Here is a 23716-nt window from a genome sequence, read left to right on the forward strand (position 1 = left end):
GGTGCGCGGCCGACCCGTCCGCGGCCGGCGGTGCCTCAGGAGCGCAGGCGCCGGGCCGGCTCGGGCTCCCCGCTCACCGCGAGGGGCTGGGTGGTGGCGAGCAGCGGTTCGGCGGACGGCGCCACGATCGACGTCCGAGCGCGGCGCGGCGCGGTGCCGCGGGCGTTCACCCACGCCGGCCGGCGGCGCTGTACGGGCCGCTCGACGAGGTAGTAGGACGCCGACGCCAGCCCGAGGCTGACGACGAGCGCGGCGCCGGCTGACGGGACGCGGCCGAACCGGGGGACGAGCGAGTCGTTGGCGACCCCGGTGACGGGGAAGTGCCACAGGTACAGGCTGTAGGAGATCCGTCCGACCCAGGCGGCCGGACGCGAGCTGAGTACCCGGTCGTACCATCCGGGCCGGTGCTGGTCGGCCCCCAGGACAGCGACCGAGGCGAGAACGGCGACGAGCAGATAGCCGCCGCGGGCCATCCAGTTCGGGTCGCCCTTGAGGCCGGGGCCGGTGAAGAAGAGGATCACCAGGCCCAGCAGGCCCAGTGGGCCGAACGACGCGGCGCGGGACAGCAGCTGTGCGGTGCGGCCCGTGGCCCGGGAAAGGTCGCCGTCCAGGACGCGGCCGCCCGCCGACGACCGCAGCGCCTCGTAACGCCAGGTGGCGAGCAGGCAGCCGACGAGCAGCGAGTCACAGCGGGTGTCCGGCGCGTAGTAGATGCGGAAGTTCGCCACGCCGCTGCCGATCAGGATCTCCCGCCAGATCAGCACCAGGATCACGGCGCTGATGAGGATCTCCGGCAGGCGCCGCCGCCAGCGCTCGCTGCGGCAGATCAGCACCAGGGCGATCGGCCAGAGCAGGTAGAACTGTTCCTCGAGGGAGAGCGTCCACACATGCCCGAACCAGGCGCCGCTGTCCGGGGGATTCAGTGTGCGCTGGATGTTGGCGACGTAGAAGACCGCTGCGAGACCGTTGCGAAGGAACTGCCACTGGTCGTCGGTGTCCTTGACGAGAAGGACGAGCGGAATGCCAGCTGCTACAAAGATGTAGAAGGCGGGAAGGAGTCGGAAACCCCGCCGGGCCCAGAAGGCGCGCAGCGAGATCCAGCCCTCCCGGTCGCGCTCGGCCAGCAACAGGCCGGTGATGAGGAACCCGCTGAGTACCAGGAAGAGGTCGACACCCAGGTAGCCGCCGGGCACCAGGTCCATGTGGTGGAAGAGCACCGTCAGGACGGCGAGGGCCCGCAGTCCGTCAAGCGCCGGGTTATGGCCGCCGATGGTTGCTCGGCGAACAGTCCGCGCCGGTGGCGCCGGTGCTCCGCTCGTATCTTCGGTCAGCTTCTCCACGATGGTTCCCCCCACAGGTCCCAGTAGTACGGGTAGCACTGACTGAGAACGATAGACGGGTCTTTTTCGATCAGTGGTGCCCACCTCGTCGGGGGTACCGGAAGGTGCCGCGCAATAGCCGGCGCAATGGCGTCGCGGATAGCCTGGTCCGCCGCGTGGATGATCCGCGGTTTGACACGCCATACGAGTCGTCGAGCTCTGGACACGTCGAGCGGACGCGGTGGCGGCGCGTCGCGGCGACACCGGCGACGCCAGCAGCGACGAGGCCGGTGCCGGGACGCGGCGGCGGCGCGGCGGGACCGGGCCGACGCCGCGGCGAGCCGGCGAGCCGGCGGGTGCGGCGGGGCGCCCCCTCCCGGCTCCCGCCCCGCCCAGGTCCCCGGGATGTCGCATCAACGGCCCTGGTGACAGGTCTGCCGCGCCGCCGCGAGCGGTGGGTGGTTTGCGGAATGCGGAGATTCGGCGTTGTCCGGCGCGACAATCCCTGCATGAGGTTCAGCGTGGAACGCGACGTACTCGCCGACGCGACGGGCTGGGCCGCCCGGTACGTGCCGAAGCCCACCGCCGGCGCCCAGCAGGTGCTGACGGGCCTGCTGCTGGAAGCCACCATGCCGACCCCGGACCAGGTCCACGACCAGGCCGGGGATCAGACCGGGGATCAGACGCCGGAACAGGCCCAGGCCCAGGCCCAGGCGCGGGCGCGGGCGTCGGGCCCGGTGCTCACCGTCTCCGCGTTCGACTCCGAGGTCGCCGCGCGCGCCCCGGTCGAGGCCGTCGTCACCGAGCCCGGCCGGGTCGTCGTGCCCGGGCGGCTGCTGGCGGACGTCGTGCGCAACCTGCCCGACGCGCCGGTCGTCGTCGAGGCCACCGGGACCAGAGTGATCATCGAGTGTGGCGCGGCCCGGTTCCGCATCCCGGCGCTCTCCGCCGAGGACTACCCGGTGCTGCCCGCGTTCCCCCCGCCGGTCGGCGAGGTGGACACGCTCGGCTTCGCGGCGGCGGTCGCGCAGGTGGCGCCGGCCGCCGGCCGGGACGACGCGCTGCCGGTGCTCACCGCCGTCCGGCTCGAGATCGCCCGGGGCGGGCTGACGATGGTCGCCACCGACCGCTACCGGCTCGCCGTCCGGACGATCCCGTGGCAGCCCACCGTCGACGACCCCGACGCGATCGCGCACGTGCCGGCCCGGCTGCTCGCCGACGTGGCGAAGCTGCCGACCACCGCCTCCCGGGTCATGATCGGGATGGGCGTCGACGAGGCCGGGGTCCTGCGCTTCGGGCTGTCGGTGAACGGCCGGCAGACGATCGTCCGGCTGTTGGAGGGGAGCTTCCCGAACTACCGCCGGCTGCTGCCGGAGACCTCCGAGCTCACCGTCACGGCGCCGACGGCGGTGCTCGCGGCGGCCGTCCGCCGGGTCGCGCTGGTGGCGACGCGTACGGCGCCGCTGCGGTTCACGTTCTCCGCCGGCCAGGTCGTGGCCGAGGCCGGGGACGGCGGGGGCGCCCAGGCCTCCGAGCTGGTGCCGGTGGAGTACGACGGCCCGGAGCTGTCAGTGCTGTTCAACCCCGGGTTCCTGCTGGACGGCCTGGCGGCGGTCGAGGGCGACGAGGCCATCATCGGGTTCGCCACCGCCGACCCGGAGGTGGCCTCGACCAAGCCGGCGGTCCTCACCGGCAAGGACGACGGTGAGGACTACCGCTACCTGCTCATGCCGATCCGCACCGGCGCGGCCTGAGCGCTCCGGCGCCGCCCCGGAAGGCCGGAGCGGGCCGGGAGCGCGGGCCGGAGGCCAGAAGCCGGAAGCAGGCCGGAGAGCGTCGGCTCAGGGCGCGGTCGGGGCCTGGGTCATCGTGCCGGCGCCGGGCACCACCCCGCCGGCGGCGGCCGCCGCCGGGTCGATCGGGCCGTCCTCGGTGACGTTCAGGGTGCCACCCGCGGCCCCGGATTCCGGTGCGGTCGGCGAGTCCCAGGTCACGCCGTCGAGCGGCGGGTTCGCCCACTTCTGGACGAACTCCTTCACCACGTCGGGGGAGACGGTGCCGCAGCGCTGGGTGCGGTCCCAGGCGGTCAGCACGAAGTGCTGGCCACCGGTGAACTCGTTGCGCGTCCACGGCACCGCGATGAAGCGGTTCCCGGCGTCGGCCGCGACCGTGCGCAGCTTCTCGACCTGGTCGGCGGGCAGCTTCGCGTCGTACCAGCCGACCACGAAGCCGTGCTCCAGGTTGTGCACCGCCCGCTCGGCGCGGATGCCCGAGTCCGGGTTGTAGAACCGGATGGCGTCGGGCAGCGGGTCGGACTCGTGGTTGCCCGACGACGGCGGGGAGTCCTTGTACTCGACCGTGTCGGTGGCCCCCACATGCTGGTTGCCGTACGACTGGCCGTTGACGATCCCGGTGCAGTTCGCGGTGACCGCGGCCGGGGAGGGCGCGGCGATGTAGCCGACGCTGCGCTCCTCGTTCTTCGACCGGTTGTCGAAGACGCTGTAGACGATGATCCCGGCGAGGAGGGCGAGCGCGACGAAGCCGGAGGTGCCGTAGATCAGCAGTGCCCGTCGGCGCTCCTTCCGCTTCTGCTCGCGGCGGAGCTCCTCCAGGCGGGCGTTACGCGCGACGCTCTTCTTCCCCACGAGGCCCGATCCTACGAAGTGTCGAACACGCCTCGACCGCCGCGGTCCGCCCGACCCGCCGCCGACCGCCGGTTTCGGCGGGATCGGCGGCCCTTCCGCCGCGAGGCGGAGATCGCGCGAACCGGACGTCCTACGAACCGGACGGTAGCCGTACGTAGTTCAACATGACCATTAAGTGAATGCCATCGTAGCGGCCCGGCCGGCGAGTGGAAGACCCCCGCGCCGGGGATCTCGGCTCAGCGTCGTTCCACGACCAACCTCAGCGTTCCACGACCAACCTCAGCGCTCCACGACGAACGCCGCGACGTCACGGGCCGGCCGCGGATACGCCGGCGCGGCCGGATGCCCCACCCCCACGACGCCCATCGGCGTCCAGGTGCGCGGCAGGTCCAGCGTGTCGGTCACGACCTCCCCGCAGAACAGCGCGGACGACACCCAGCACGAGCCCAGGCCCTCGGCGGCGAGCGCGACCAGCAGGTTCTGCACGGCGGCGCCGAGCGCCACGGTGAACATCCGCTCCTCGGCCCGCGCCCGGCGCTCGTCGGCGTAGGAATGCGCGCCGTCGGTCACCATCATCGGGACGATCAGCACCGGCGCCCGGCGCAACACGTCGCCGCGGCGCAGCCGCCGGCTCACCGAGTCCTCGTCGAACCCGTCGCGGCGCAGGTCGTCCGTCCAGGCCATCGCCATCGCGTCGAGCAGGGCGTGCCGGCGCGCCTCGACCAGCACGAACCGCCACGGGGTGGTGTGATGCGGGGCGGGCGCGGTGATCGCCGCGGCGATCGCCTGGCGCACCGCCGCCGGGTCCACCGGGAGGTCGGCGAACTCCCGCACCGTGCGCCGCGCGAACGGCGCCGAGCGGCGCGCCTCGACCGTGCCGAGCTGGAACATGTCCTCGTCCCAGGGGCGCAGCAGCGAGCGGGACCCGGTCCCGTCGTCGGGCCGGCGGGTGAAGCCGCGGACGATCGCCACCGGCGTGGCACCGAGCTTGCCCTTCACCAGGTCCGCCGCGGCCGCCAGCTCGTCGGCCTCGGCGATCTCGGTCATCCCGAGCTCGTTACCGTAGGCGTCGACGTCGCCGATGTGGCTGCGCAGTGCCGCCATCCCGGCGACACCGATCGCCATGTCGGTCAGCCCGCGCCGCCAGGGCCGCCCGGCGGTGTCACTGATGATCACGGCGACGTCGACGCCGAGCCGCTCGCGCAGGCCGTCGCGCAGCGCCTGGGCACTGGCGTCGGGATCGACCGGCAGCAGCGCGATCGAGTCCTTGGTGATGTTGGACGCGTCCACACCCGCGCTGGCCAGCACGAGGCCGTGGTGCGTCTCGACGATGCGGGTCGGGCCGCGGCGCGCCACCTCGCGCACGGACTCGGCGTCGATGGCGGCCTGACGCGTGGCCTCCCGGTCGCTGTCGCCTTCGATCCGGATCAGCCGGTCCTCGGCCTTCGAGACAATCTTGGACGTCACGACGAGCACGTCGCCGTCGCGCAGCCCGGGGCCGGCGACGGTGCCGGCCCCGGCAGCGGCGCCGCCGCCCGCGCCCGCGCCGACGGCCTCGGCGATCAGCGCGGCGAGGTCGTCGCCGGGCCGCACCTCGCCGATCCCGGCCAGCGGCAGGATCCGTAGCTCCCGCTCCGCCGACGGCTCCGTGCTGACCCGCTCCGCCGAGGGCTCCGCCGCGACCTGCTTCGCCACCGGCTCCGCGTCGACCCGCTCCGCCGGCGGGGGGACTTCCGCCCGGGGTGGGGCGATGCCCGGGATCGACGCCTCCGTGGGCTCCGGTCCGTCCTTCGTCATGGCTGTCCCCGCCGGGGACAGGTCAGACACCGGCGAGCTCCAGCGCCGCCTCCACGATCGCCACAGTGGCCTCCAGATCGGTCATGAGAAGCGGTACGGCTTTAACGGTAGCTCCGGGTACGGCGTCGGGGTCCGCGGCGATCGCCGCGTCCACGACGTCCACCAGCCACCCGTCCAGCAGACCGTGACCAAGCTCTTCGGGTGTTCCCCCGGAGGTGGCACCGCCGGCCCCCGCCTGCTCCGCCACCGAGCCCGCCGCCCGGGACGGGTCGGATTCCCGGGACGGGTCGGCCACATCCGAGACCACACCTGAACCCGAGTCCGGGAGTGGGGGCCGGCCGGTCCGGTGCCGGCCGCCGTAGTGCACACCGACCGCGAGCGCCGACGTCTCGACGCCGATCGCCTTCAGGCAGGCGTCGGCCATCCCACGGACCGCCGCCCCGCCGATGATCGGGGAGACGCCGATGACCGGGGCCAGGGTGACCCGCAGCGCGTCCGCGACACCGGGAACCGACAGGATCGTCCCGATCGAGACCACCGGGTTGGACGGCCCGATCAGCACGACGTCGGCGTCCGCGATCGCGTCCAGCACACCCGGCGCCGGCTTCGACTCGGCGGCGCCCACGGACAGGATCGCCTCGGCGGGCACCCCCGCCCGCATCCGCAGCCACCACTCCTGGAAGTGGACGGCCCGCCGGCCCTCGTCGTCGGTGATGATCACATGGGTCTCGACCCGGTCGTTCGACATCGGCAGCAGGCGCACCCCCGGCTTCCACCGGTCGCACAGCGCCGTGACGACGTCGGAGAGCGGGTAACCGGCCTCGATCATCTGGGTGCGGACGAGGTGCGTGGCGAGATCACGGTCGCCGAGCCCGAACCAGCCCGGGCCCACCCCGTAGGCCGCCAGCTCGGCCGAGACGACGAACGTCTCGTCCTCCCGGCCCCAGCCGCGTTCGGCCGAGATCCCGCCGCCCAGGGTGTACATCACGGTGTCCAGGTCTGGGCAGATGCGCAGGCCGTGCAGCGTGATGTCATCACCCGTGTTGCCGATCACGGTGATCTCGGCGTCGGGGCGGGCAGCCCGGACACCCTGCAGAAAACGCGCGCCGCCGATGCCGCCGGCCAATGCGGTGACCTTCACACCGCATAATCCTGGCACCCGCACCGCCCCGTCCCCTCGACACCCCGGGCCTTGCGGACCCCGGTTCGGTGGGCCGGGGCCCCACCGGCGTCCGCCCGTGGGGCCGTGGTCGACATGCCGTGAGGCTCGTGAGGCCGCGGCCGACGCGCCGTGGGGTCGCGGCCCACGTGCGCCGCTGAGGGGTCCACGGACGTCCCCGCCGGCTCAGGGCCGCGAATCCCGCCGGGCCCCCGGCTCAGGGCCGCGAATCCCGCCGGCCCACAGGGTCGCGAAGTCGGGCGGTGGTGGGGCGTGACAAGCGGCACGGGGGGCTCTGCTACTCGCCGTTCGGTTTCTTTCTCGCCGTTTCGAGGCTCGTTTTGACCGAAAACTCGTCCGAAAAGGCGAGAAGGATGCGAAAGGGCGAGCAGGCCATCCCGGAGCGTGGGGAATTTTGTCTGATAGATGGCGGTTCGCCCGGCGCTCGGGGCAGGGCGCCGGCCTTCGGGGTGGAGCGCCGACACTCCGACTGGGCGCCGGTACTCCGACTGAGTACCGGCACTCCGACCGGGTGCCGGTACTCGGGCCGGATGGTGTGGAGTGCCCTTTTGGCCCGGGTGGCCCGGGTGGCCCGGGTGGTCCGTGGTCCGCGGGCGGTGCGGGTGGTTCAGGTGGTGGCGATGGTGACCTCGGTGGCCGCGGCGTTCGGCGCGTGTTCGACCGCGGCGAGTGACGCCAGCAGATAGCGGACGAGATGGCTGGTGGGCCGGCTCGGCGCCGGGTTGGCCAGCCCGCCCTCGATCGTGGCGACCACGGCGTCGGCGGCGATCTCGTGGTCGGGCTCGGGGACCAGGTCGGCCACGGCGCTCAGCGCCAGGCCGTGCAGCCACTCGTGCAGCCGCTCGTGGTACTCCATGATCGGCGGGGCGTGCGGGGCGCGCTCGGCGACACAGGGGTGCAGCGTCCGACGTCGCTCGACCGAGTCCAGCGCGGCGAAGAGTTTCTGCGCCGCCTCGCCGGGCAGCTCGGCGATGCGGTCCACCTCGCCGTCGAGCAGGCGGTTCAGGACGGCGGCGAACGCGTGATCCTTGGACCGGAAGTACCAGTACACCGAGCCGGGCTCGATACCGGCGGCGCGGGCGATCTCGGCGATGGAGGTACCGGCGAACCCGCGGGCGAGGAACTGCTGTTCGGCGACCGCGAGCAGCGCGTCGATCCGTTCCTCGCGCGGGACCTCCTGGCGGTTGCGTGGCACCTGATCAGCGTAACGACCCTGGCGGGGGGCAGGAGGGGATTGTCCGGTACCCGTGTCGTCCCGCCCGCTCCGTCCACATCGCTCCCTGTGTCGGTGCGATCCCACGCGGACACTCGCGGCAACCGCCGCCCCGCCCGTCTGGCCCCGCCGCGGTATTGCCGCCCCACCGCGCCCCGCCGGCCAGCCGCCCTGCCCCACGGCCCCGGGGCTCCGGAACCGGGTGGCCCTGGCGTCTCGGTGTGCTGGTGCGCCGGGGCGTGATGTGCCTGAGGGCGCGGCGCGGCCTTCGTGGCACGGAGAAGGCTGAATGGTTGCTTTGCGTGACCATCCACGCCGACGGAAGCCATCTCTTGATTCTGGTTAGAGAGCGCTGTGAGATGGACCTAGCTCTCCACGTCGCTGGAAGGACTGCCATGTCCGCGATCAGGACCCCCCGGACTACCAGGAGCCCCCGCACAACCAAGAGCCTCGAAGCCCTCTCCGCCACCCTCAACCGAGCCCTCGCCGGGGCCCGCGCGTCACAGGCCGCGGCCGCCCGGCACGCGGACCCGACCAGCGGCGCCCCCACGCCCCGAGCCGCGCGTACCGACACGCTGGCCGCCCGCAGGCGCACGAACCTGCTCATCGGCACCCTCGAACGGCTGCGGGGCCCGGCGGCCGGCGCCCGGGCCACCCGTGACCGCGGCACCGGCACCGGCACCGGCACCAGCACCGGTACAGCCTGACCAACCCGCGACATCCACCTCCGATCATCCATCGACTACCCAGGGTGAGCGCATGACGAGTACGGCGGCGGTACCGGACGGATCACGACCCGGGCAGGTGGTGGTCCCGGACCAGGGGAGCCGGCACCGGCCGGAGCCGCCGCCGTCCGCCGCCGCGATGCGCCGCGCCCTGCGCCGCGCGCGCGACGGCGCCACCCTGGACGTCACCGAGGCCGCGATCCTGCTCGCCGCGCGCGGCGCGGATCTCGCCGACCTCTGCGCCTCCGCGGCGCGGGTGCGGGACGCCGGGCTCGCCTCCCTGGGGCGGCCCGGCGTCGTCACCTACTCGCCGAAGGTCTTCATCCCGCTCACCCGGCTGTGCCGGGACCGCTGCCACTACTGCACGTTCGCGACCGTCCCGCACCGGCTGCCCGCGCCGTACCTGACGGTGGACGAGGTGCTCGACATCGCCCGCGCCGGGGCGGCCGCGGGGTGCGCCGAGGCGCTGTTCACCCTCGGCGACCGTCCCGAGGACCGCTGGCCGGCGGCCCGCGAATGGCTGGACGCCCACGGCTACGACTCCACGCTGGGCTACCTGCGCGCGGTCGCGATCGCCGTGCTGGAGGAGACCGGGCTGCTGCCGCATCTCAATCCCGGGGTGCTGAGCTGGTCGGAGCTGGCGCGTCTCAAGCCGGTCGCCCCGTCGATGGGCATGATGCTGGAGACCACCGCGACCCGGCTGTGGTCGACCCCCGGCGGTGCCCACTACGGCTCGCCCGACAAGGACCCCGCCGTCCGGCTGCGGGTCCTGGCCGACGCCGGACGGCTCTCCATCCCCTTCACGACAGGCCTGCTGCTCGGCATCGGCGAGACGACCGTCGAGCGCGCCGAGACGATCTTCGCGCTGCGTGGGGTGGCCCGCGAGTACGGGTCCGTCCAGGAGGTCATCGTCCAGAACTTCCGGGCCAAGGACGACACCGCGATGCGCGGTGAGCCCGATGTCGGCGCCGAGGAGCTCGCGGCGGCCGTGGCGGTGACCCGGCTGGTGCTCGGCCCGCGGATGCGGGTCCAGGCACCGCCGAACCTCGTCGACACCGCCGAGTGCGCGCTGCTGCTCTCCGCCGGCCTCGACGACTGGGGCGGGGTCTCGCCGGTGACCCCGGACCACGTCAACCCGGAGCGGCCCTGGCCTGATCTGGACGTCCTGCGGGAGGTGACGGCGGCGGCCGGCTTCACGCTGCGCCCGCGGCTGACCGTGCACCCGACGCACCTGGACGAGCCGTGGATCGACCCGCGGCTGTCCGGGCACGTGGCGGCGCTGGCCGGGCCGGACGGGCTGCTCGCCGAGGGCGCCCGGGCGGCGGGACTGCCCTGGCAGGAACCCGACGGCGGTCTGGGTAACAGCGGCCGCACCGACCTGCACACCGCGGTGGACACCGAGGGACGACACTCCGCCACCCGTTCCGACTTCGACTCCGTCTACGGCGACTGGGCCGGCCTGCGTGAGCAGGTGCGGGCCGCCGGCACCGGCGTGGACGGGATCTACGGCACGGGCACCCGGGCCGCCGCCGGGGCCGCCGGGGCCGTGGCGTCCGCCGCGGGGGAGGCGGGGGCTGAGGCCACCGAGGATACGACTCCAGCCAGGCCGGCGGCCGGCGGCGACGCCCCGCCCGAGGACGGACCCGAGGAGACCACGGGCGGCACTGGGTACCCGGGCGGCACCCGCGGCGCGTCGACCCGGGCCGAGCCGGAGGTGCTCGCGGCGCTGCGGCGGGCCGGCACCGACCCGGCCGGACTCACCGACGTCGAGGCGCTGACCCTGTTCGGGGCGACGGGCGCCGCGCTGGAGGAGCTGTGCGGCCTCGCTGACGCCCTGCGCGCCGAGACCGTCGGCGACGACGTGACCTACGTGGTGAACCGCAACATCAACTTCACCAACGTCTGCTACACCGGCTGCCGGTTCTGCGCCTTCGCCCAGCGCCGCGCGGACGCCGACGCCTACACGCTCTCCCTGGACGAGGTCGGCTCCCGCGCGCGGGACGCCTGGTCGGTCGGCGCGACGGAGGTCTGCGTCCAGGGCGGCATCCACCCGGACCTGCCGGGCACCGCCTACTTCGAGCTCGCCCGCGAGATCAAGAAGCAGGCACCCGGGCTGCACCTGCACGCCTTCTCCCCGATGGAGGTGGCCAACGGGGTCGCCCGCACCGGGCTGTCGACGCTGGAGTGGCTCACGGCGGCCCGGGAGGCCGGGGTCGACACCATCCCCGGCACCGCCGCGGAGATCCTCGACGACGAGGTCCGCTGGGTGCTGACCAAGGGCAAGCTGCCCACCGCCGCCTGGGTCGAGGTGGTCACCACCGCGCACCGCGTCGGCCTGCGCTCCTCGGCGACGATGATGTACGGCCACGTGGACACCCCGGCGCACTGGGTCGCCCACCTGCGCCTGCTGCGCCGCATCCAGGAGGAGACGGGCGGGTTCACCGAGTTCGTCGCGCTGCCCTTCGTGCACCACAGCTCCCCGATCTATCTAGCCGGGGTTGCCCGACCGGGCCCCACCGTTCAGGAGAACCGGGCGGTGCACGCCATGGCCCGGATCCTGTTGCACGGAGCGATCGACAACATCCAGTGCTCGTGGGTGAAGCTCGGTACGGAGGGCTGCGCCCAGGTGCTCGCCGGTGGGGTCAACGACCTCGGAGGCACCCTCATGGAAGAGACGATCAGCCGGATGGCGGGCTCGCAACACGGCTCGCGGCGCTCCATCGCCGAGCTGGAGGAGCTGGCGCAGGCCGCCGGCCGTCCCGCTCGGCAACGGACCACTACATACGGCGTGGTCTCCGAGGAGCGTCTGGGTACCGCGCGTGGTGACGCTGCGCGCACCATGCTGACTGTTGTCACCTGAGCGCTCGTCACAGCTCGTTCATGTAGTGACGTTCCGTGACGGGGGTCTCAGTGGCCTGCTGTCGGCGCTGGTGATCGGTGTAGGTTCGGGTGAGATGTCCGAGAATCTCGGCGTCCGGTACGGGGCGTTCATCCGGTTCCGCGCGATCGGAGAGCCCCCGGTTCGTCCGCCCGATCGTCACTCTCCGTATTGGTGGGTGCGACTACGGGGACCCTCCGTGACGAGCCCCAGTGACTGTGAGCTATGGTCTCATCGCTGGTTGTAGAAGATGTTGCGTCGGTGGGGTTGACGCGGCCAAGTCTGGCGCGTGTAATTACCGGCGTGTCATTCCCCCCGTCGACGGGACTCGTGCGGTAGGGCGACGTCCGGTCGGAGTGGATCCCAGGCACCGTGCGCCGGCGTCCGGGGGGGTGGCCGACCGCACCGCGACGGGTCTGGAGGAGTCCATATGGAGCACACCGACGCGGGCGTCCACACCGTCCTGGCGGACGTCGAGCGTCCCGCTGAGCACGACACGGGTCCGGTCGGGGAGTCGGAGGCCGCGGCGCGTCCGCTGCCCGTTCCCGTTGCCGTGCCCGGGCCGCCGGCCCTCGCGGCCGGAGCGGTGCACCCGCGTCCGCCCGCGCCGTCCGTCACGGCGGTCGCGCCGCCGGTCATGCCCGGGCGGGGCCGGCCCGAGCTCGTCGAGACCGGATACGACTCCGGGACCGACGACCTCGACGACGATGTGGACGACGAGGGCGACGAGGACGAGGAGCGGGACGGCGCGCTGGTCGGTCCCGGGGGCGTCACCCTGCCCCACGGCGACGACTCGCTGGCCGACTCCCTGGCCCAGGTGATCGACATCGGCTTCGGCGATCTGCTCGGCGAAGTGGTGGAATGGCAGGAACGGGCGCTGTGCGCGCAGACCGACCCCGAGGCGTTCTTCCCTGAGAAGGGCGGGTCGACCCGGGAGGCGAAGCGCATCTGCTCGGGCTGCGAGGTGCGGGTCGAGTGCCTCGAGTACGCGCTGGAGAACGACGAACGGTTCGGGATCTGGGGCGGTATGTCCGAGCGGGAACGGCGCAAGCAGCGCCGCCGGGCAGTCTGACGGCGGATCCACCGGCCGGCCCCCGCGATGACGAGACCAACGCGGGACGCCGATCACCACCGGTGGGCGGTTCGTCCCCGAGGAGCCGTTCGTCCCGGTCAGCGGGTCGTCGCGGTCGTCGTGACGCGGTGGGATCAGCCCGCGGCGCCCGGCGGCCACGACCCGGGCCCGGGTCGTGGCCCGGGCCGCGACGGTCCCGGCAGTCCTGACGCCGCGGCCCTGCCCGGTCCGGCGGGCCCAGCGAGCCGGGCGGGCCTGGTGGCCGCGCTGACCGCGTCGACCCGCCCGCCCGAGCGGATCGTGGTCGTCCGGCTCGGCGGCTCGGCGATCCCCGAGCAACGGGCCGACACAGCCCCTGGGCAGCGGGCCGGCGCCATCCCCGCGCCGCCGGTCGACACGCCGCGGGCCGCGATCCTGAACCTGCCTCCGGGGACGTCCTTCGCGGTCGCGGTCGCGGCCGGCATCCGGCACGGCGGGCTGGGTGGCGCTCCCGACACGTTCTACTGGCTGATCCACGATGGTGTCCGGCCGCTGCCCGACGCCCTGGAGCGGCTGCTCACCTACGCCCGGGTCGACCCGGGCGCCGCGGTCCTCGGTCCCAAGGTGCTTGACGCCGCCCGACCGGAGTCCCTGGTCGAGGCCGGCGTGACGGTCGACCGGGCCGGCCGGCGGATCACCGGTGTCGTCCCGGGCGCGCCCGACGACGGACAGCACGACGCCGTGCGCGACGTGCTGGCCGTCTCCTGCGCGGGGATGCTCGTGCGGGCCTCGGCCTGGGAGCGGCTCGGCGGCCTGGCCGCGGACATGACCGCCGGCCTCGATCTGGATCTCGGTGCCCGCGCGGCGCGGGCGGGCCTGCGGGTCGTCGTCGTGCCTCCGGCGGTGGTGCTGCTCACGCCCCCCGCACGCACCGACACCCCCCTCGTCAACACCCGGATCGTCACCAGACGCCTGGTAGACGGACCCGTGGTCGACGGGCCCCCGGCTGGTGGGCCTCTGACTGGTGGGCCTCTCGCCGAAGCGCCCGCTGTCGCCCGCGCTGGCGACCGTGCCGGGAGGGTCGCGGGGGCCCGGGTGCGGCTCGCGCTGACGGCGGCCCCCCTCCTCGGGCCGGCGGTGCTCGCGTTCGTGGCCGCGGGCGTGACGCGGGTCGGAGCCCGCCTGCTCCGCCCGCCCCGGGCTGACGGGAGGCCGACGGACCCGCGTTCCCGCGGCCGGTGGCGCCATGCCCTGACCGAACTGTGGATCCTCGGCGCGGTCCTCGCCGGCCCGCGGGCCCTGCTCCGGATGCGGGTCCGGTTCGGCGGTGCCACGGCGGTGCCACGGCGCGCCGTGCGCGAGCTGCTGCCGGCTCGCCCGGTGGTCCGCGCGGTCGTCGACCGGGCGCCGGGCGTCCCCCACGCGGTCGCTCCATCGCGGTCGCTCGCGGCGGTGCTGGCCCTGCTGCTCGGGGTGGGTGGCCTGGCCGTCCGCCGGCTGCCGCCGGACGCCGTCGGCGGCGGCGTGCCGCTGCCCGGGCGCGCCGGCGAACTGTGGTCCGCGGTGTGGTCCGGTTGGCAGGGCTCCGCGGGCGGCGCGCTCGGCTGGCCGGGCTCGGCGCCACCCTGGACGGCCCTGCTCGCCGCGCTGTCGTCCGCCACCGCCCCGGTCGGTCTCGACGTGGCCGCGACCTGCTCGATGCTGCTCGCCCTCGCCCCGGCGGCGGCGGCCTACCTGGCGTACCGGGCCGCGGGACGGCTCGTCGTCGCGGGCCGCCTGCGGCTCGGCCTGGCGGCCCTGTACGGGGTGTCCCCGCCGGTCACGGGATCGGTGCTGACCGGCCGGATCGAGACCGCCGCCGCACTGGCGGTTCTGCCCGCCGTTCTCGCGGCGGGGGACGAGTTCCTCCGCGGCCGAACGGACCGGGCCGTGGCGGCCGGCGGTGCCGTGGCGGCCGGCGGTGTCGTGGCGGCCGGCGGTGTCATGGCTACCGGTGGTGCCGTGGCGACCGGCCGGGCGGGCTGGCGGCTCGCCGTCTCGCTGGCCGTCGTCCTCGCGTGCGCGCCGGTGCTGGCCCCGGTCGCGCTGGTCGGCCTGCCCGTGGCGGCCTGGGCCGTCCGCGGGTCACGGCCGTCGGACACGCGGTCGCTGGCGGTGCCGGTGACCGGTGTGCTGATCGCGGGAGCGGTCCCCCTGCTGCCCGGCTTCGTCACGGGGGGCGCCGGGTGGTGGCTCGCCGCTGTGCCACCCCTGCCCGGCGCGGAACTGACCGGCCTGGTGGCCGGCGCTCCCGGCGGCGCGGGGAGGGCCACCGCGCTCTGCCTCTTCGCGGCGCTGTGTCTGTTGCTCACCGGCGGTTCCCGGCTGCTCGGCCGCCGGGCCTCGCCCGGCATCGGCGGGGTGGCCGCCGGCTGGGCACTCGTCACGGCGGCTGTGATCATGATCGCGCTGGCGGCGCCGATCGCCAACGCCTGGTCGGACGGCGCGGTCCCGACCGCGGCCGGCCTCGTCGGCGGGTGGGTCGGCGCGCAGTACGGACTCGCCTGCGCCGGGCTCCTGGTGGCCGCCGGCGCGGCGCTCGCCGGCGGTGCGGGCGGCCCGCGGGTGGGCTCGCGGCGGCGCGCGCGGGCGGCGCGTGGTGCGCGCCGGGTCGGGGTGGTCCTGCTCGGCGGGTGTGTGCTGGCGTTCGCCGCCGGCCTGGCCACCGCGACGCCGATTCCGGGCCCCGCCCAGGACGGCCCGGCCCGCGCGGTCGTCGCGCTGAGCCGGACGGGCGGTCCGGGCGCGCGCGTCCTGGTGCTGCGCCGGTCCGGTCCGTCGGCGCCGGTCGCGTACAGCCTGGCCGCCCAGGGCGGCCCCAGGTTCCCGGCCGCGGTGGCGCACCGGCCCGCGCCCGCCGACCGGGCGCTGGCGGTGCTCGTGTCGGACATCTCCGCCGGCCTCCCGGACGCCGCCGCCGCGCTGCCGGCCTTCGGGGTGACCGCGGTCGTCGTCCCGGCGGGTTCGGCCGACCCGGCGCTGGTGGCCGCCCTCGACGCGGTCGACGGCCTCTCCCGGGAGAAGCGCGGCCCCGACGTGCTGCTGTGGCGCCCGGTGGCCGCCGGCTCCGAAACCGGTGCCGGTGCCGGTGCCGACCAGCTCCTGGTCCGGCTCGGCTCGCCCGGGCCGGCCGGATCGACCCGGCTGCCCGGCGGCGCCGCGGGGCGCCGGGTGGTGCTCACCGAACCCGCCGATCCGGGCTGGCGGGCGACCCTGAACGGCGCGCCCCTGCCCGCGGCGGTCGCGGACGGCTGGGCGCAGGCGTTCGTCCTGCCGACCCGCGGCGGTCTGCTCGAGGTCTCCTACGATCATCACCGCCATCGCGCCGCCGTGCTGGCGACGGCCGCCGCCGGGGTGTGTCTGCTGGCCGCGGGTCCCCTGGCCGCCGTCCCGCGACGGCGCCGTGGCCGGCGCGCGGCGGGCATCCGGGCGGAGACCACGTGAAGCGGATCATGGTGCCGGTCGGGCTGGTCTGCCTGGTCGGCGTGGTCGCGGCCCTGCTCGCCACAGGGGGGCCCAGCCCGCCCGCGGCCGTCCCCGCGCCGGTCACCGCGGCCACCCTTGTCTGCCCGGACCTCGGCCTGACCGGGCAGGTGCCCCAGCTGCTGGACGTCGTGCGTGGCTCGGGGCCCGACGGTGTGGTCCGGCCGTCCGGTGGCGGGGTGCTGCTCGGCGGCGACCGCCAGCACGACGAACTGCTCTACCTGCCGCGCCCAGCCGCCGCCCCCGCGCCAGCCTCAGCGCTGGGCCTGGCCCCAGCCCCAGCCCCAGCCCCGAGCCCGGACAGCGGGCAGTCGGTGGCGCCGGGGCCGGCCGGTGGCCCGTTGCGGCTCGCCGCGACGGGTTCCGCCGCGGCCGGCCTCACCGCGACCGTCACCTCCCCGGGGTCGGGAGCGGGACCACTACGGGCCCGCTGCGAACAGTCCCGCGCCCGGACGTGGTTCGCCGGCCCGGCCACCGTCGCCGGCCGCGATCCCGTCCTGTACTGGACGAACACCGGCCCGCGGCCGGCCCGGCTCAGCGTGGGTGCCGTGTCGTCGGGCCGGACCGCCCCCCGGGTGGAGGTGACCGTTCCGGTCGGGCGCACGGTCGGCCGGCGGCTGGCCGAGCTCGCCCCCGAGGCGACCGCGACCGCCGTCGACGTCGACGTGCACAGCGGGCGGGTGCTGAGCTGGCTGGTCGACCGGGCGAGTGGCTCCGGGCCGGCGGCGGCCACGCCCGTGCCGCCGGCCGCCGGTCCGGCCACCAGGGTGCTGCTGGGCGGGTTCCTCACTCCCGCCGGAGCCGGCGGCGCTGGGGCGGCGGCCACCGGCTCACCCACCGCCGATCTGGTGCTCTGCGCTCCCGCGGCGGCGGCGACCGTGCGCGTCAGTGTGATCACCGCCTCGGGCCACCACACCCCGGTCGGCCTGGAGGCCGTGCGGATCCCGGCCGGCGCGGCGCTGCGCCGCCCGGTCACGCTGACCGCGGCGGCGCCGTCCGCCCTGCTGGTCGAGTCGACGGACGGGGGCGGGATCGTCGCGGCGCTCGGCCTGCCCACCGGCCCGGCCGCGCCGGCCGCCGGGGTGCCGGGCGGCGGCCCGCCGGGCGGCCGGACCTGGGTCGCCGGGGTCGTTCCCGAGCGGCCCCGGTGGGCGGGCGCCGTCGTCGGTGCTCCGGGCGCCGTCGGGCCGACACCGTCGGGCCTGGTCGTCGGGGCGGCACCGGTACCGGCGTGGACGGCCGGCGCGCTCGTCCTGGTCGCGCCGGAGCGGGCCGCCACCGCCTGGGTGGACGGCCGCCCGTTCGAGGTCGGCGCGGGCCGGGCGGTGCTGGCGCCGCTGCCGGCGGGCCCCGTCGGCGCGCGGGTCGTCGGCACGGGCGGCCCGCTCGTCGCCAGCCAGGTCCTCGGCACCGCGCCGCGGTCGGCGGACGTGGTGACGGCTCCGGTACCCCGGACCGTCTCGGCCGTCGTAGCGCTCACCGGCACGTGGCGCTACCGCTACGGGCCGGCGCCGCTGGCCGATCCGCGTGCGGCCTGGTGATCGGCACCCGCGGGTGCCCGCCGCCTGACGGGACTCCGCCGGGCCGGGCTCAGCCGCGTGAGCCCGCGGCGAAGACCCGGCCCGTGCCGGTGAGGGTCAGAGCCGCCGGGCCGGTCACCAGCGCCGAGCCGCCGCGACGCAGGGTCATCGGCGCCAGCGGCGAGCCCGCCAGGTCCGTGCCCGCGACCTCGACGCTGCCCTCCACCGCCAACAGCACGCACGTGTCGGGGACCGCCACGCTGCCACCGGTGCAGACGGCCTCACGCAGGACGAAGTCGTCCACCGGGACGTCCCAGGCCCGCAGCTGGCCGCCGGGCCCGGTCGCCAGCGGGCGCGGGGTGAGCACCGGCGCGCTGGTGGGGCGCGGGTCGAGGACGCGCAGCAGCTCGTCGACGTCGATGTGCTTCGGGGTCAGGCCGCCGCGCAGGACGTTGTCCGACGTGGCCATGATCTCGATCCCGACGCCCTGGACGTAGGCGTGCAGCAGCCGCGCCGGCTGGAACAGGCCCTCACCGGGACGCAGCGTGACGTCGTTGAGCAGCAGCGCCGCGGCGATGCCGACGTCCCCCGGATGGGTCTCGGCGAGCAGTAGGACGAGCTCGGCCGCGCGGCGCAGCTGCTCGTCCGCGTCGGGGGAGACCCGTTCGGCGGCGGCGACCACTCCGGCGGCCAGCTCCTCGCCGGCCTGCGGGGGCAGCGTCAGCAGGCTGCGCAGCACCTGGGTGGCGCCGCCGGTCGGATCGGTCGCCAGCGGCGCGAACGCGGCGATCAGGCCGGGATGGCCGAGCCCGCGCGCGATCGCGCGGGTGGCGCCCGGCGCCCGGATGCCGGCGAGGGCCCGGAACGGCGTCAGGGCCACGATCAGTTCGGGTTTGTGGTTGCGGTCCCGGTAGCGGCGGCGCGGATCGTCGGGGGCGATCCCGGCGGCCCGCTCGGCGTCGAAGCCGGCGCGCGCCTGCTCGGCGTTCGGGTGGACCTGCAGCGACAGGGCCTTGTCGGCGGCGAGCACCTTCAGCAGGAAGGGCAGCTCGCCGACCAGCTCGGCGGCCGCCCGCCGGCCCGCGGTCGCGGTGTCCACGACCTCGGCCGGGGCCTGGGGGTGGGTACCCAGCCACAGCTCGGCGACGGGCTCCCCGTCGGACGGGACGTCCAGCAGGTCGGGGATCGCGGTCGGCGAGCCCCAGGCGTAGCGCTGGGCCCGGCCGTGCAGCTCCAGGATGCGGACCGGGGCGCGTGGCGGCGGGGCCCCGCGCGGCGCGCCCGCCGGGCGGCCGGCGCGCGCGTCCCACCTCCGAACGGACATCCCGGTGTTGGCCGGTGTCCCGGTATGGGCTGGTGTGGTCTCCCCGATGGTCACGCTTGTCTCCGTCCCCGCGTCGGCGGTCGTGAGCGGCTCTGAGCCCGTCGGGTGGCTCTCGTGGTGGGTCCTACTCCTCGTCGCCCCAGCCATGGCCTTCGGGGTCGATCACTGCCGGGTCGACGTCCATCATCTCGGCGACCTCGTGAATGATCGCGTCGAGGACGAGCTCGGCGAGGTCCTCGTTGTCGACGGCGCGCGCCTCGAGCGGGCGCCGGTAGACGACGATCCGCCGCGGCGTGGCCGAGCGGCCCTTGCCGGACGCCGGCTGGTAGTGCGCCAGCGGGATGTTGTCGTCGGTCACCGTGATCGGCGGCACGTCCTCGACGGCGAACTCGACGTCGGCGAGCTCGGCGGACCACCGGTGGTCCAGGTGCTCGACCGCGTCCAGGACCAGGTCGTCGAAACGTTCACCGCGGGTGGCGTAGGCGGGCACGTCCGGGGGCAGGAGCGTGCCACGCATGCCGCGGCCTCGCCTGTCCCGCCGCCGACGGGCGGGGATCGGGCGTGCGGCCGCGGGGAAGCGCACCCTGGGCGTGCTGGCTGGTTCGGCCATCGTGCCAGGGTAACGCCGGGTCCGTTCGGCGATCACCGCGGCGGCGCGACGAAGGGCGCGATCGGGCCCGCACCCCCGCCCGCACCCCCGCTCACCCCCCACCTAGGAGAGCCCGACCAGGATCGACACGGCGTCAGAAGGCGGTTTTGGTCGAAGCGAGTGCGGCGTTCTGGTGTAATTGTGTGCGTGGAGCAACCGAGCGATAACCACTGCGTCACAGTGACCTCTGTCGGTGCGCGACACGGCGGGCGGTGGTGGCCGTCGCCCGTTCCGGGGTCTACCGTCCGGAACGTGAAGCCTCGGCGCTGCTCCCGCTCGGCCTGTTCCGCGGCCGCGATCGCCACGCTCACCTACGCCTACGCGGAGTCCACCGCCGTACTCGGTCCGCTGTCGCCGTTCGTCGAGCCGCACTCGTATGACCTGTGTGGGGTCCATGCCGACCGGCTGACCGTGCCGCTCGGCTGGGCCGTGGTCCGGATCGAGGCCGAGCAGGCCGAGCAGCAACAGGCCGGCCAGGAGCCGACGTCCGACGACATCGAGGCGCTCGCCGACGCCGTGCGTGACTCCGCCTCGCGCCGTGGGTCGGAGCCGCCGACCGGGCCGACCGGTCCTGCCGGTCCCGGCGCGGTGCCGCCCGGCGGGCCCGGTGGCCCCGGTGGCCCCGGTGGCCGTGGCCGCGGCCATCTGCGTGCGGTGCCGAGTCCGTCGTGACCTCCGCCTGACCGCTCACACCTGACCGCTCACACCTGACCGCCCCGTCTGGCCGCGCAGGCCTGCCGTCCCGCCTGATCCCCGCCCCGCGCGGCAAGGCGCTGACGGAGATGTCACCCCGGCCGGATAAGGTCAACCCGGTCGATCGACGCCGGTCAGGGAAGGTGGTTACGGGGTGCACGACCTCTCACGGATCTTCAAGGCATACGACGTGCGAGGTGTGGTGCCGTCCGAGTTCGACGCGGAGGTGGCCCGGGCCACCGGCGCGGCGTTCGTCCGGCTGCTCGGAGCAGACCGGATCGTCACCGCCCACGACATGCGCGAGTCCTCCGTCCCGCTGGCGGCGGCCTTCGCGGACGGCGCCACCAGCCAGGGCGCGGACGTCATCGCCGCCGGTCTCGGGTCGACCGACCTGCTCTACTTCGCGGCCGGCTCGCTGGACCTGCCCGGTGCCATGTTCACCGCCTCGCACAACCCGGCGAAGTACAACGGCATGAAGCTGTGCCGGGCCGGCGCGGCGCCGATCGGGCAGCAGACCGGCCTGGCGGAGATCCGGGCGCTGATCGAGGCCGGCGTGCCGGCCCACACCGGCCGGCCGGGCACCGTCACCACCCGCGACCTGCGCGACGACTACGCGCGCCACCTGCGCTCGCTGGTCGACCTGAGCCGGATCCGCCCGCTGAAGGTCGTCGTGGACGCCGGCAACGGCATGGCCGGGCTGACCGTCCCGGCGGTGTTCGACGGGCTGCCGCTGACCGTCACCCCGATGTACTTCGAGCTCGACGGCTCGTTCCCGAACCACGAGGCCAACCCGATCGAGCCGGAGAACCTGCGTGACCTGCAGGCCGCCGTGCGCTCCGCGGGCGCGGACATCGGGCTCGCCTTCGACGGTGACGCCGACCGCTGCTTCGTCGTCGACGAGCGCGGCGAGATCGTCTCCCCGTCGGTCATCACCGCGCTGGTCGCCGAGCGCGAGCTGCGTCGCGAGCCGGGCGCGACCATCATCCACAACGTGATCGTCAGCCGGGCCGTCCCCGAGCTGGTGACCGAGCGCGGCGGCGCCCCGGTGCGCACCCGCGTCGGCCACTCGTTCATCAAGGCCGAGATGGCCCGCACCGGCGCGGTGTTCGGCGGCGAGCACTCCGGTCACTTCTACTTCCGCGACTTCTGGCGCGCGGACTCCGGCATGCTCGCGGCCCTGCACGTGCTGGCCGCGCTCGGCGGGCAGGACGGCCCGCTGTCCGGCCTGCTCGGCGGCTACGCCCGCTACGCGGCCTCCGGGGAGATCAACTCCGAGGTCGCCGACGCCGGCGTGGCGATGGACGAGGTCGAGAAGGCCTACGCCGCCCGCGCGGTCGACATCGACCACATGGACGGGCTGACCGTGTCGCTGGCCGACGGGTCGTGGTTCAACCTCCGGCCGTCCAATACCGAGCCACTGCTGCGCCTGAACGTCGAGGGGCGCGATGATGCCACGATGTGCCGGCTGCGTGACGACATCCTCGTCTGCATCCGCGGTGGAAGGGAGAACTCCTGATGAGCCTCGACCCCCTGTTGCTGGAGATCCTCGCCTGCCCGTGCCCGGAGCATGCTCCGCTGCGGCAGGAGACGCTGGACGGCGCTCCCGTGCTGGTCTGCGAGTCGTGTGGCCTGGCCTTCCCGGTCCGCGACGACATCCCGGTGATGCTGCTCGACGAGGCGAAGCCGTTCCCGGCCGCGGCCGGATCCTCGTCCTGACCGGCGCCACGCGGCCCGCGTGAACGTCGACGAACCCCTCCTGGACGACACACGTCGGCTCGAGGCCGCGGACACGCTCAACCTGCTCCCGAACACGGCCTCGGCGGCGCGTCAGGTCCGGGAGAGCTGGCGACTGGCGCAGGAGGCCGGTGTCGGGTCGCTCGCGGCCGACGGCCGGCCCCGCGCGGTCGTGGTCGTCGGGGTGGGCGCCTCGGCGCTCGCCGGGGACGTCCTCGACGCCGTCGCCGGGCAGGCCGCACCGGTGCCGGTGATCGCGCACCGTCGGCACGGGCTGCCCGGTTGGGCCGGCGTGGCTGACGTAGTCCTCGCCGTGTCCGTGTCCGGTACCTCCGCGGAGACCCTCTCGGCCGTCGAGGAGGCGCACCGGCGAGGCTGCCGGCTGGCCGTCGTCGGTCCGGTCGACTCCCCGTTGTCCCATCTCGCCGAGCTGGCCAGGGCGCCGTTCGTGGCGCTGCCCGACGCCCGGCCGGCGCACACCGGGCTGTGGTCGCTGGCCGTCCCGCTGCTCGCCGCCGCGGCGGCGCTCGGCGTGCACCGCGAGGGCGAGGCCGCGATCGAGGCCGCCGCCGTGCGTCTGGAGGCGCTGGCGACCAGGTGCCGGCCGACGAGCGAGTCGTTCGTCAACCCGGCGAAGACCCTGGCCCTCGAACTGGCCGGTGCCCTGCCGCTGTGGTGGGGCACGACCCGGTTGACCGAGGTCGCCGCCACCCGGGCCGCGGGTGTGCTCGCGGTGAACGCGGGCTACCCCGCGCTGGTCGGAGCGCTGCCGCATCCGGCTGAGGAGCAGGTCGCGCTGTTCCGCGGAGCTTTCGGGTCCGGCAACGGTGGGCCCGGGTCGGCCGCCGGCGGTGACGGCGGCGGCGACGCCGACGACCTGGCGGACTTCTTCCGCGACCGGGTCGAGGACGAGGCCGTCGTGCGGCTTCGGCTGATCCTGCTGCGTGATCCCGCCGGCGAGCATCCCGAGATCACCCGCGCGGCGGAGCGGGCCGTCCTCCTGGCGGGGGAGCACGGCGTCGGCGTCACCGAGCTGCGGGCGGAGGGCGCGGCACCGCTGGAGCGCCTGGCCTCCCTGATCGGCCTGATCGACTTCGCGGGCAGCTACGTCGCCCTCGCCCTCGGGGTCGACCCCGGCGCCGGCCTGCGGCTGCGGGAGCTGGGCACCGCCCGCTAGTGCCGCATCAGGCAACGTTCGCCTTGGCGACGATGGTGCGGAGTTTCTTGTCCGNGGCGTGGCGGTTCCGCCAGCCGAGGTAGCGGCGGATCATCGATGCCTGGGCCCGGTGGTTGCGGTGGTCGGTGCCGTCGAGCGCGAAGTAGCGCAGGGCGGTGAACTGGGCCTCGATCCGGTTCAGCCATGAACTGTTGGTCGGGGTGTAGGCGATCTCGACGTTGTTCGCCGCCGCCCACACCCCGACCCGCCCATCGACCCGGGTCGACAGGTGCGGTGCGTAGTTGTCGCA

At 75.0% G+C, this 23716-nt stretch carries 18 protein-coding genes; 10 read left to right on the forward strand and 8 right to left on the reverse strand.

Annotated elements, in window-relative coordinates; all coding sequences use genetic code 11:
• Nucleotides 1–35: 35 nt before the first annotated feature.
• Nucleotides 36–1340, reverse strand: a complete 1305-nt coding sequence (locus B056_RS0108840) for an acyltransferase family protein (RefSeq protein WP_026239487.1) — start codon at nt 1338–1340, stop codon at nt 36–38.
• Between the two features lie 488 nt (nt 1341–1828).
• Here B056_RS0108840 and dnaN point away from each other — a divergent pair, with 488 nt between their 5' ends.
• A complete protein-coding gene (dnaN, locus tag B056_RS0108845) occupies nt 1829–3073 on the forward strand; it encodes a DNA polymerase III subunit beta (protein WP_018501513.1) in 1245 nt (414 codons plus the stop codon).
• Between the two features lie 87 nt (nt 3074–3160).
• Here the strand turns inward: dnaN and B056_RS0108850 are convergent, their stop codons facing one another.
• From B056_RS0108850 to B056_RS0108865, 4 genes are all read right to left on the reverse strand, one after another.
• Nucleotides 3161–3964, reverse strand: coding sequence for a DUF3105 domain-containing protein (locus B056_RS0108850; RefSeq protein ID WP_018501514.1), 804 nt, complete (start codon nt 3962–3964; stop codon nt 3161–3163).
• A 279-nt stretch (nt 3965–4243) separates the two neighbouring features.
• Nucleotides 4244–5761 (reverse strand): coenzyme F420-0:L-glutamate ligase, encoded by a 1518-nt coding sequence (locus tag B056_RS0108855; RefSeq protein ID WP_018501515.1) that lies wholly within the window; start codon nt 5759–5761, stop codon nt 4244–4246.
• Between the two features lie 22 nt (nt 5762–5783).
• On the reverse strand, nt 5784–6902 hold the full coding sequence (cofD, locus tag B056_RS0108860; protein WP_018501516.1) for a 2-phospho-L-lactate transferase: 1119 nt from the start codon (nt 6900–6902) through the stop codon (nt 5784–5786).
• A 646-nt stretch (nt 6903–7548) separates the two neighbouring features.
• Entirely contained in the window at nt 7549–8136 is a 588-nt protein-coding gene (locus B056_RS0108865; protein WP_018501517.1) for a TetR/AcrR family transcriptional regulator, read from the reverse strand.
• Between the two features lie 413 nt (nt 8137–8549).
• Here B056_RS0108865 and B056_RS35885 point away from each other — a divergent pair, with 413 nt between their 5' ends.
• The 5 genes from B056_RS35885 (at nt 8550) to B056_RS0108895 (ending at nt 17871) form a co-directional block, all read left to right on the forward strand.
• Nucleotides 8550–8861: a hypothetical protein gene (locus B056_RS35885; protein ID WP_018501518.1), complete on the forward strand. Its 312-nt coding sequence runs from the start codon at nt 8550–8552 to the stop codon at nt 8859–8861.
• Between the two features lie 52 nt (nt 8862–8913).
• Nucleotides 8914–11739 carry a bifunctional FO biosynthesis protein CofGH gene (locus tag B056_RS0108875; RefSeq protein ID WP_026239489.1) on the forward strand — a complete coding sequence of 942 codons (2826 nt, stop codon included), beginning with the start codon at nt 8914–8916 and terminating at the stop codon, nt 11737–11739.
• A gap of 448 nt (nt 11740–12187) precedes the next feature.
• Entirely contained in the window at nt 12188–12829 is a 642-nt protein-coding gene (locus tag B056_RS45980; protein WP_018501521.1) for a WhiB family transcriptional regulator, read from the forward strand.
• Nucleotides 12830–12856: 27 nt separating this feature from the next.
• A complete protein-coding gene (locus tag B056_RS0108890) occupies nt 12857–16291 on the forward strand; it encodes a glycosyltransferase (protein WP_195905866.1) in 3435 nt (1144 codons plus the stop codon).
• Nucleotides 16288–17871 carry a DUF5719 family protein gene (locus tag B056_RS0108895; protein ID WP_035750857.1) on the forward strand — a complete coding sequence of 528 codons (1584 nt, stop codon included), beginning with the start codon at nt 16288–16290 and terminating at the stop codon, nt 17869–17871. Before B056_RS0108890 ends, B056_RS0108895 begins: the two co-directional genes overlap by 4 nt.
• Before the next feature lie 49 nt (nt 17872–17920).
• Here the strand turns inward: B056_RS0108895 and manA are convergent, their stop codons facing one another.
• Complete coding sequence (manA, locus tag B056_RS0108900; RefSeq protein ID WP_020572402.1) at nt 17921–19174, reverse strand: mannose-6-phosphate isomerase, class I; 1254 nt, start codon at nt 19172–19174, stop codon at nt 17921–17923.
• A gap of 124 nt (nt 19175–19298) precedes the next feature.
• Nucleotides 19299–19691, reverse strand: a complete 393-nt coding sequence (locus tag B056_RS0108905) for a metallopeptidase family protein (protein ID WP_018501525.1) — start codon at nt 19689–19691, stop codon at nt 19299–19301.
• Nucleotides 19692–20075: 384 nt separating this feature from the next.
• Between B056_RS0108905 and B056_RS0108910 the strand changes: the two genes are divergently transcribed.
• The 4 genes from B056_RS0108910 to B056_RS0108925 all read left to right on the forward strand — a co-directional run bounded on the left by B056_RS0108910 (nt 20076) and on the right by B056_RS0108925 (nt 23427).
• The gene (locus B056_RS0108910; protein WP_018501526.1) at nt 20076–20495 is read left to right on the forward strand and encodes a DUF3499 domain-containing protein; all 420 of its coding nucleotides are present in this window, start codon (nt 20076–20078) and stop codon (nt 20493–20495) included.
• 175 nt (nt 20496–20670) lie between these two features.
• A complete protein-coding gene (locus B056_RS0108915; protein WP_018501527.1) occupies nt 20671–22032 on the forward strand; it encodes a phosphomannomutase/phosphoglucomutase in 1362 nt (453 codons plus the stop codon).
• Nucleotides 22032–22232 (forward strand): Trm112 family protein, encoded by a 201-nt coding sequence (locus B056_RS0108920; protein WP_018501528.1) that lies wholly within the window; start codon nt 22032–22034, stop codon nt 22230–22232. Before B056_RS0108915 ends, B056_RS0108920 begins: the two co-directional genes overlap by 1 nt.
• A 19-nt stretch (nt 22233–22251) precedes the next feature.
• Nucleotides 22252–23427 (forward strand): SIS domain-containing protein, encoded by a 1176-nt coding sequence (locus B056_RS0108925; RefSeq protein WP_018501529.1) that lies wholly within the window; start codon nt 22252–22254, stop codon nt 23425–23427.
• Between the two features lie 7 nt (nt 23428–23434).
• Here the strand turns inward: B056_RS0108925 and B056_RS0108930 are convergent.
• Nucleotides 23435–23716 (reverse strand): hypothetical protein (locus B056_RS0108930; protein ID WP_018501530.1); only part of this gene is annotated, 282 nt, incomplete at its 5' end.

The sequence above is a fragment of the Parafrankia discariae genome, assembly GCF_000373365.1.
Taxonomy (GTDB): Bacteria; Actinomycetota; Actinomycetes; order Frankiales; family Frankiaceae; genus Parafrankia; species Parafrankia discariae.

Bases quoted from the DNA above. Each gene is read 5' to 3' on its own strand.
- dnaN (WP_018501513.1), top strand. From the start codon at position 1,829: ATGAGGTTCAGCGTGGAACGCGACGTACTCGCCGACGCGACGGGCTGG.
- B056_RS0108855 (WP_018501515.1), bottom strand. From the start codon at position 5,761: ATGACGAAGGACGGACCGGAGCCCACGGAGGCGTCGATCCCGGGCATC.
- B056_RS35885 (WP_018501518.1), top strand. From the start codon at position 8,550: ATGTCCGCGATCAGGACCCCCCGGACTACCAGGAGCCCCCGCACAACC.
- B056_RS0108875 (WP_026239489.1), top strand. From the start codon at position 8,914: ATGACGAGTACGGCGGCGGTACCGGACGGATCACGACCCGGGCAGGTG.
- B056_RS45980 (WP_018501521.1), top strand. From the start codon at position 12,188: ATGGAGCACACCGACGCGGGCGTCCACACCGTCCTGGCGGACGTCGAG.
- B056_RS0108890 (WP_195905866.1), top strand. From the start codon at position 12,857: ATGACGAGACCAACGCGGGACGCCGATCACCACCGGTGGGCGGTTCGT.
- manA (WP_020572402.1), bottom strand. From the start codon at position 19,174: ATGTCCGTTCGGAGGTGGGACGCGCGCGCCGGCCGCCCGGCGGGCGCG.
- B056_RS0108905 (WP_018501525.1), bottom strand. From the start codon at position 19,691: ATGCGTGGCACGCTCCTGCCCCCGGACGTGCCCGCCTACGCCACCCGC.
- B056_RS0108920 (WP_018501528.1), top strand. From the start codon at position 22,032: ATGAGCCTCGACCCCCTGTTGCTGGAGATCCTCGCCTGCCCGTGCCCG.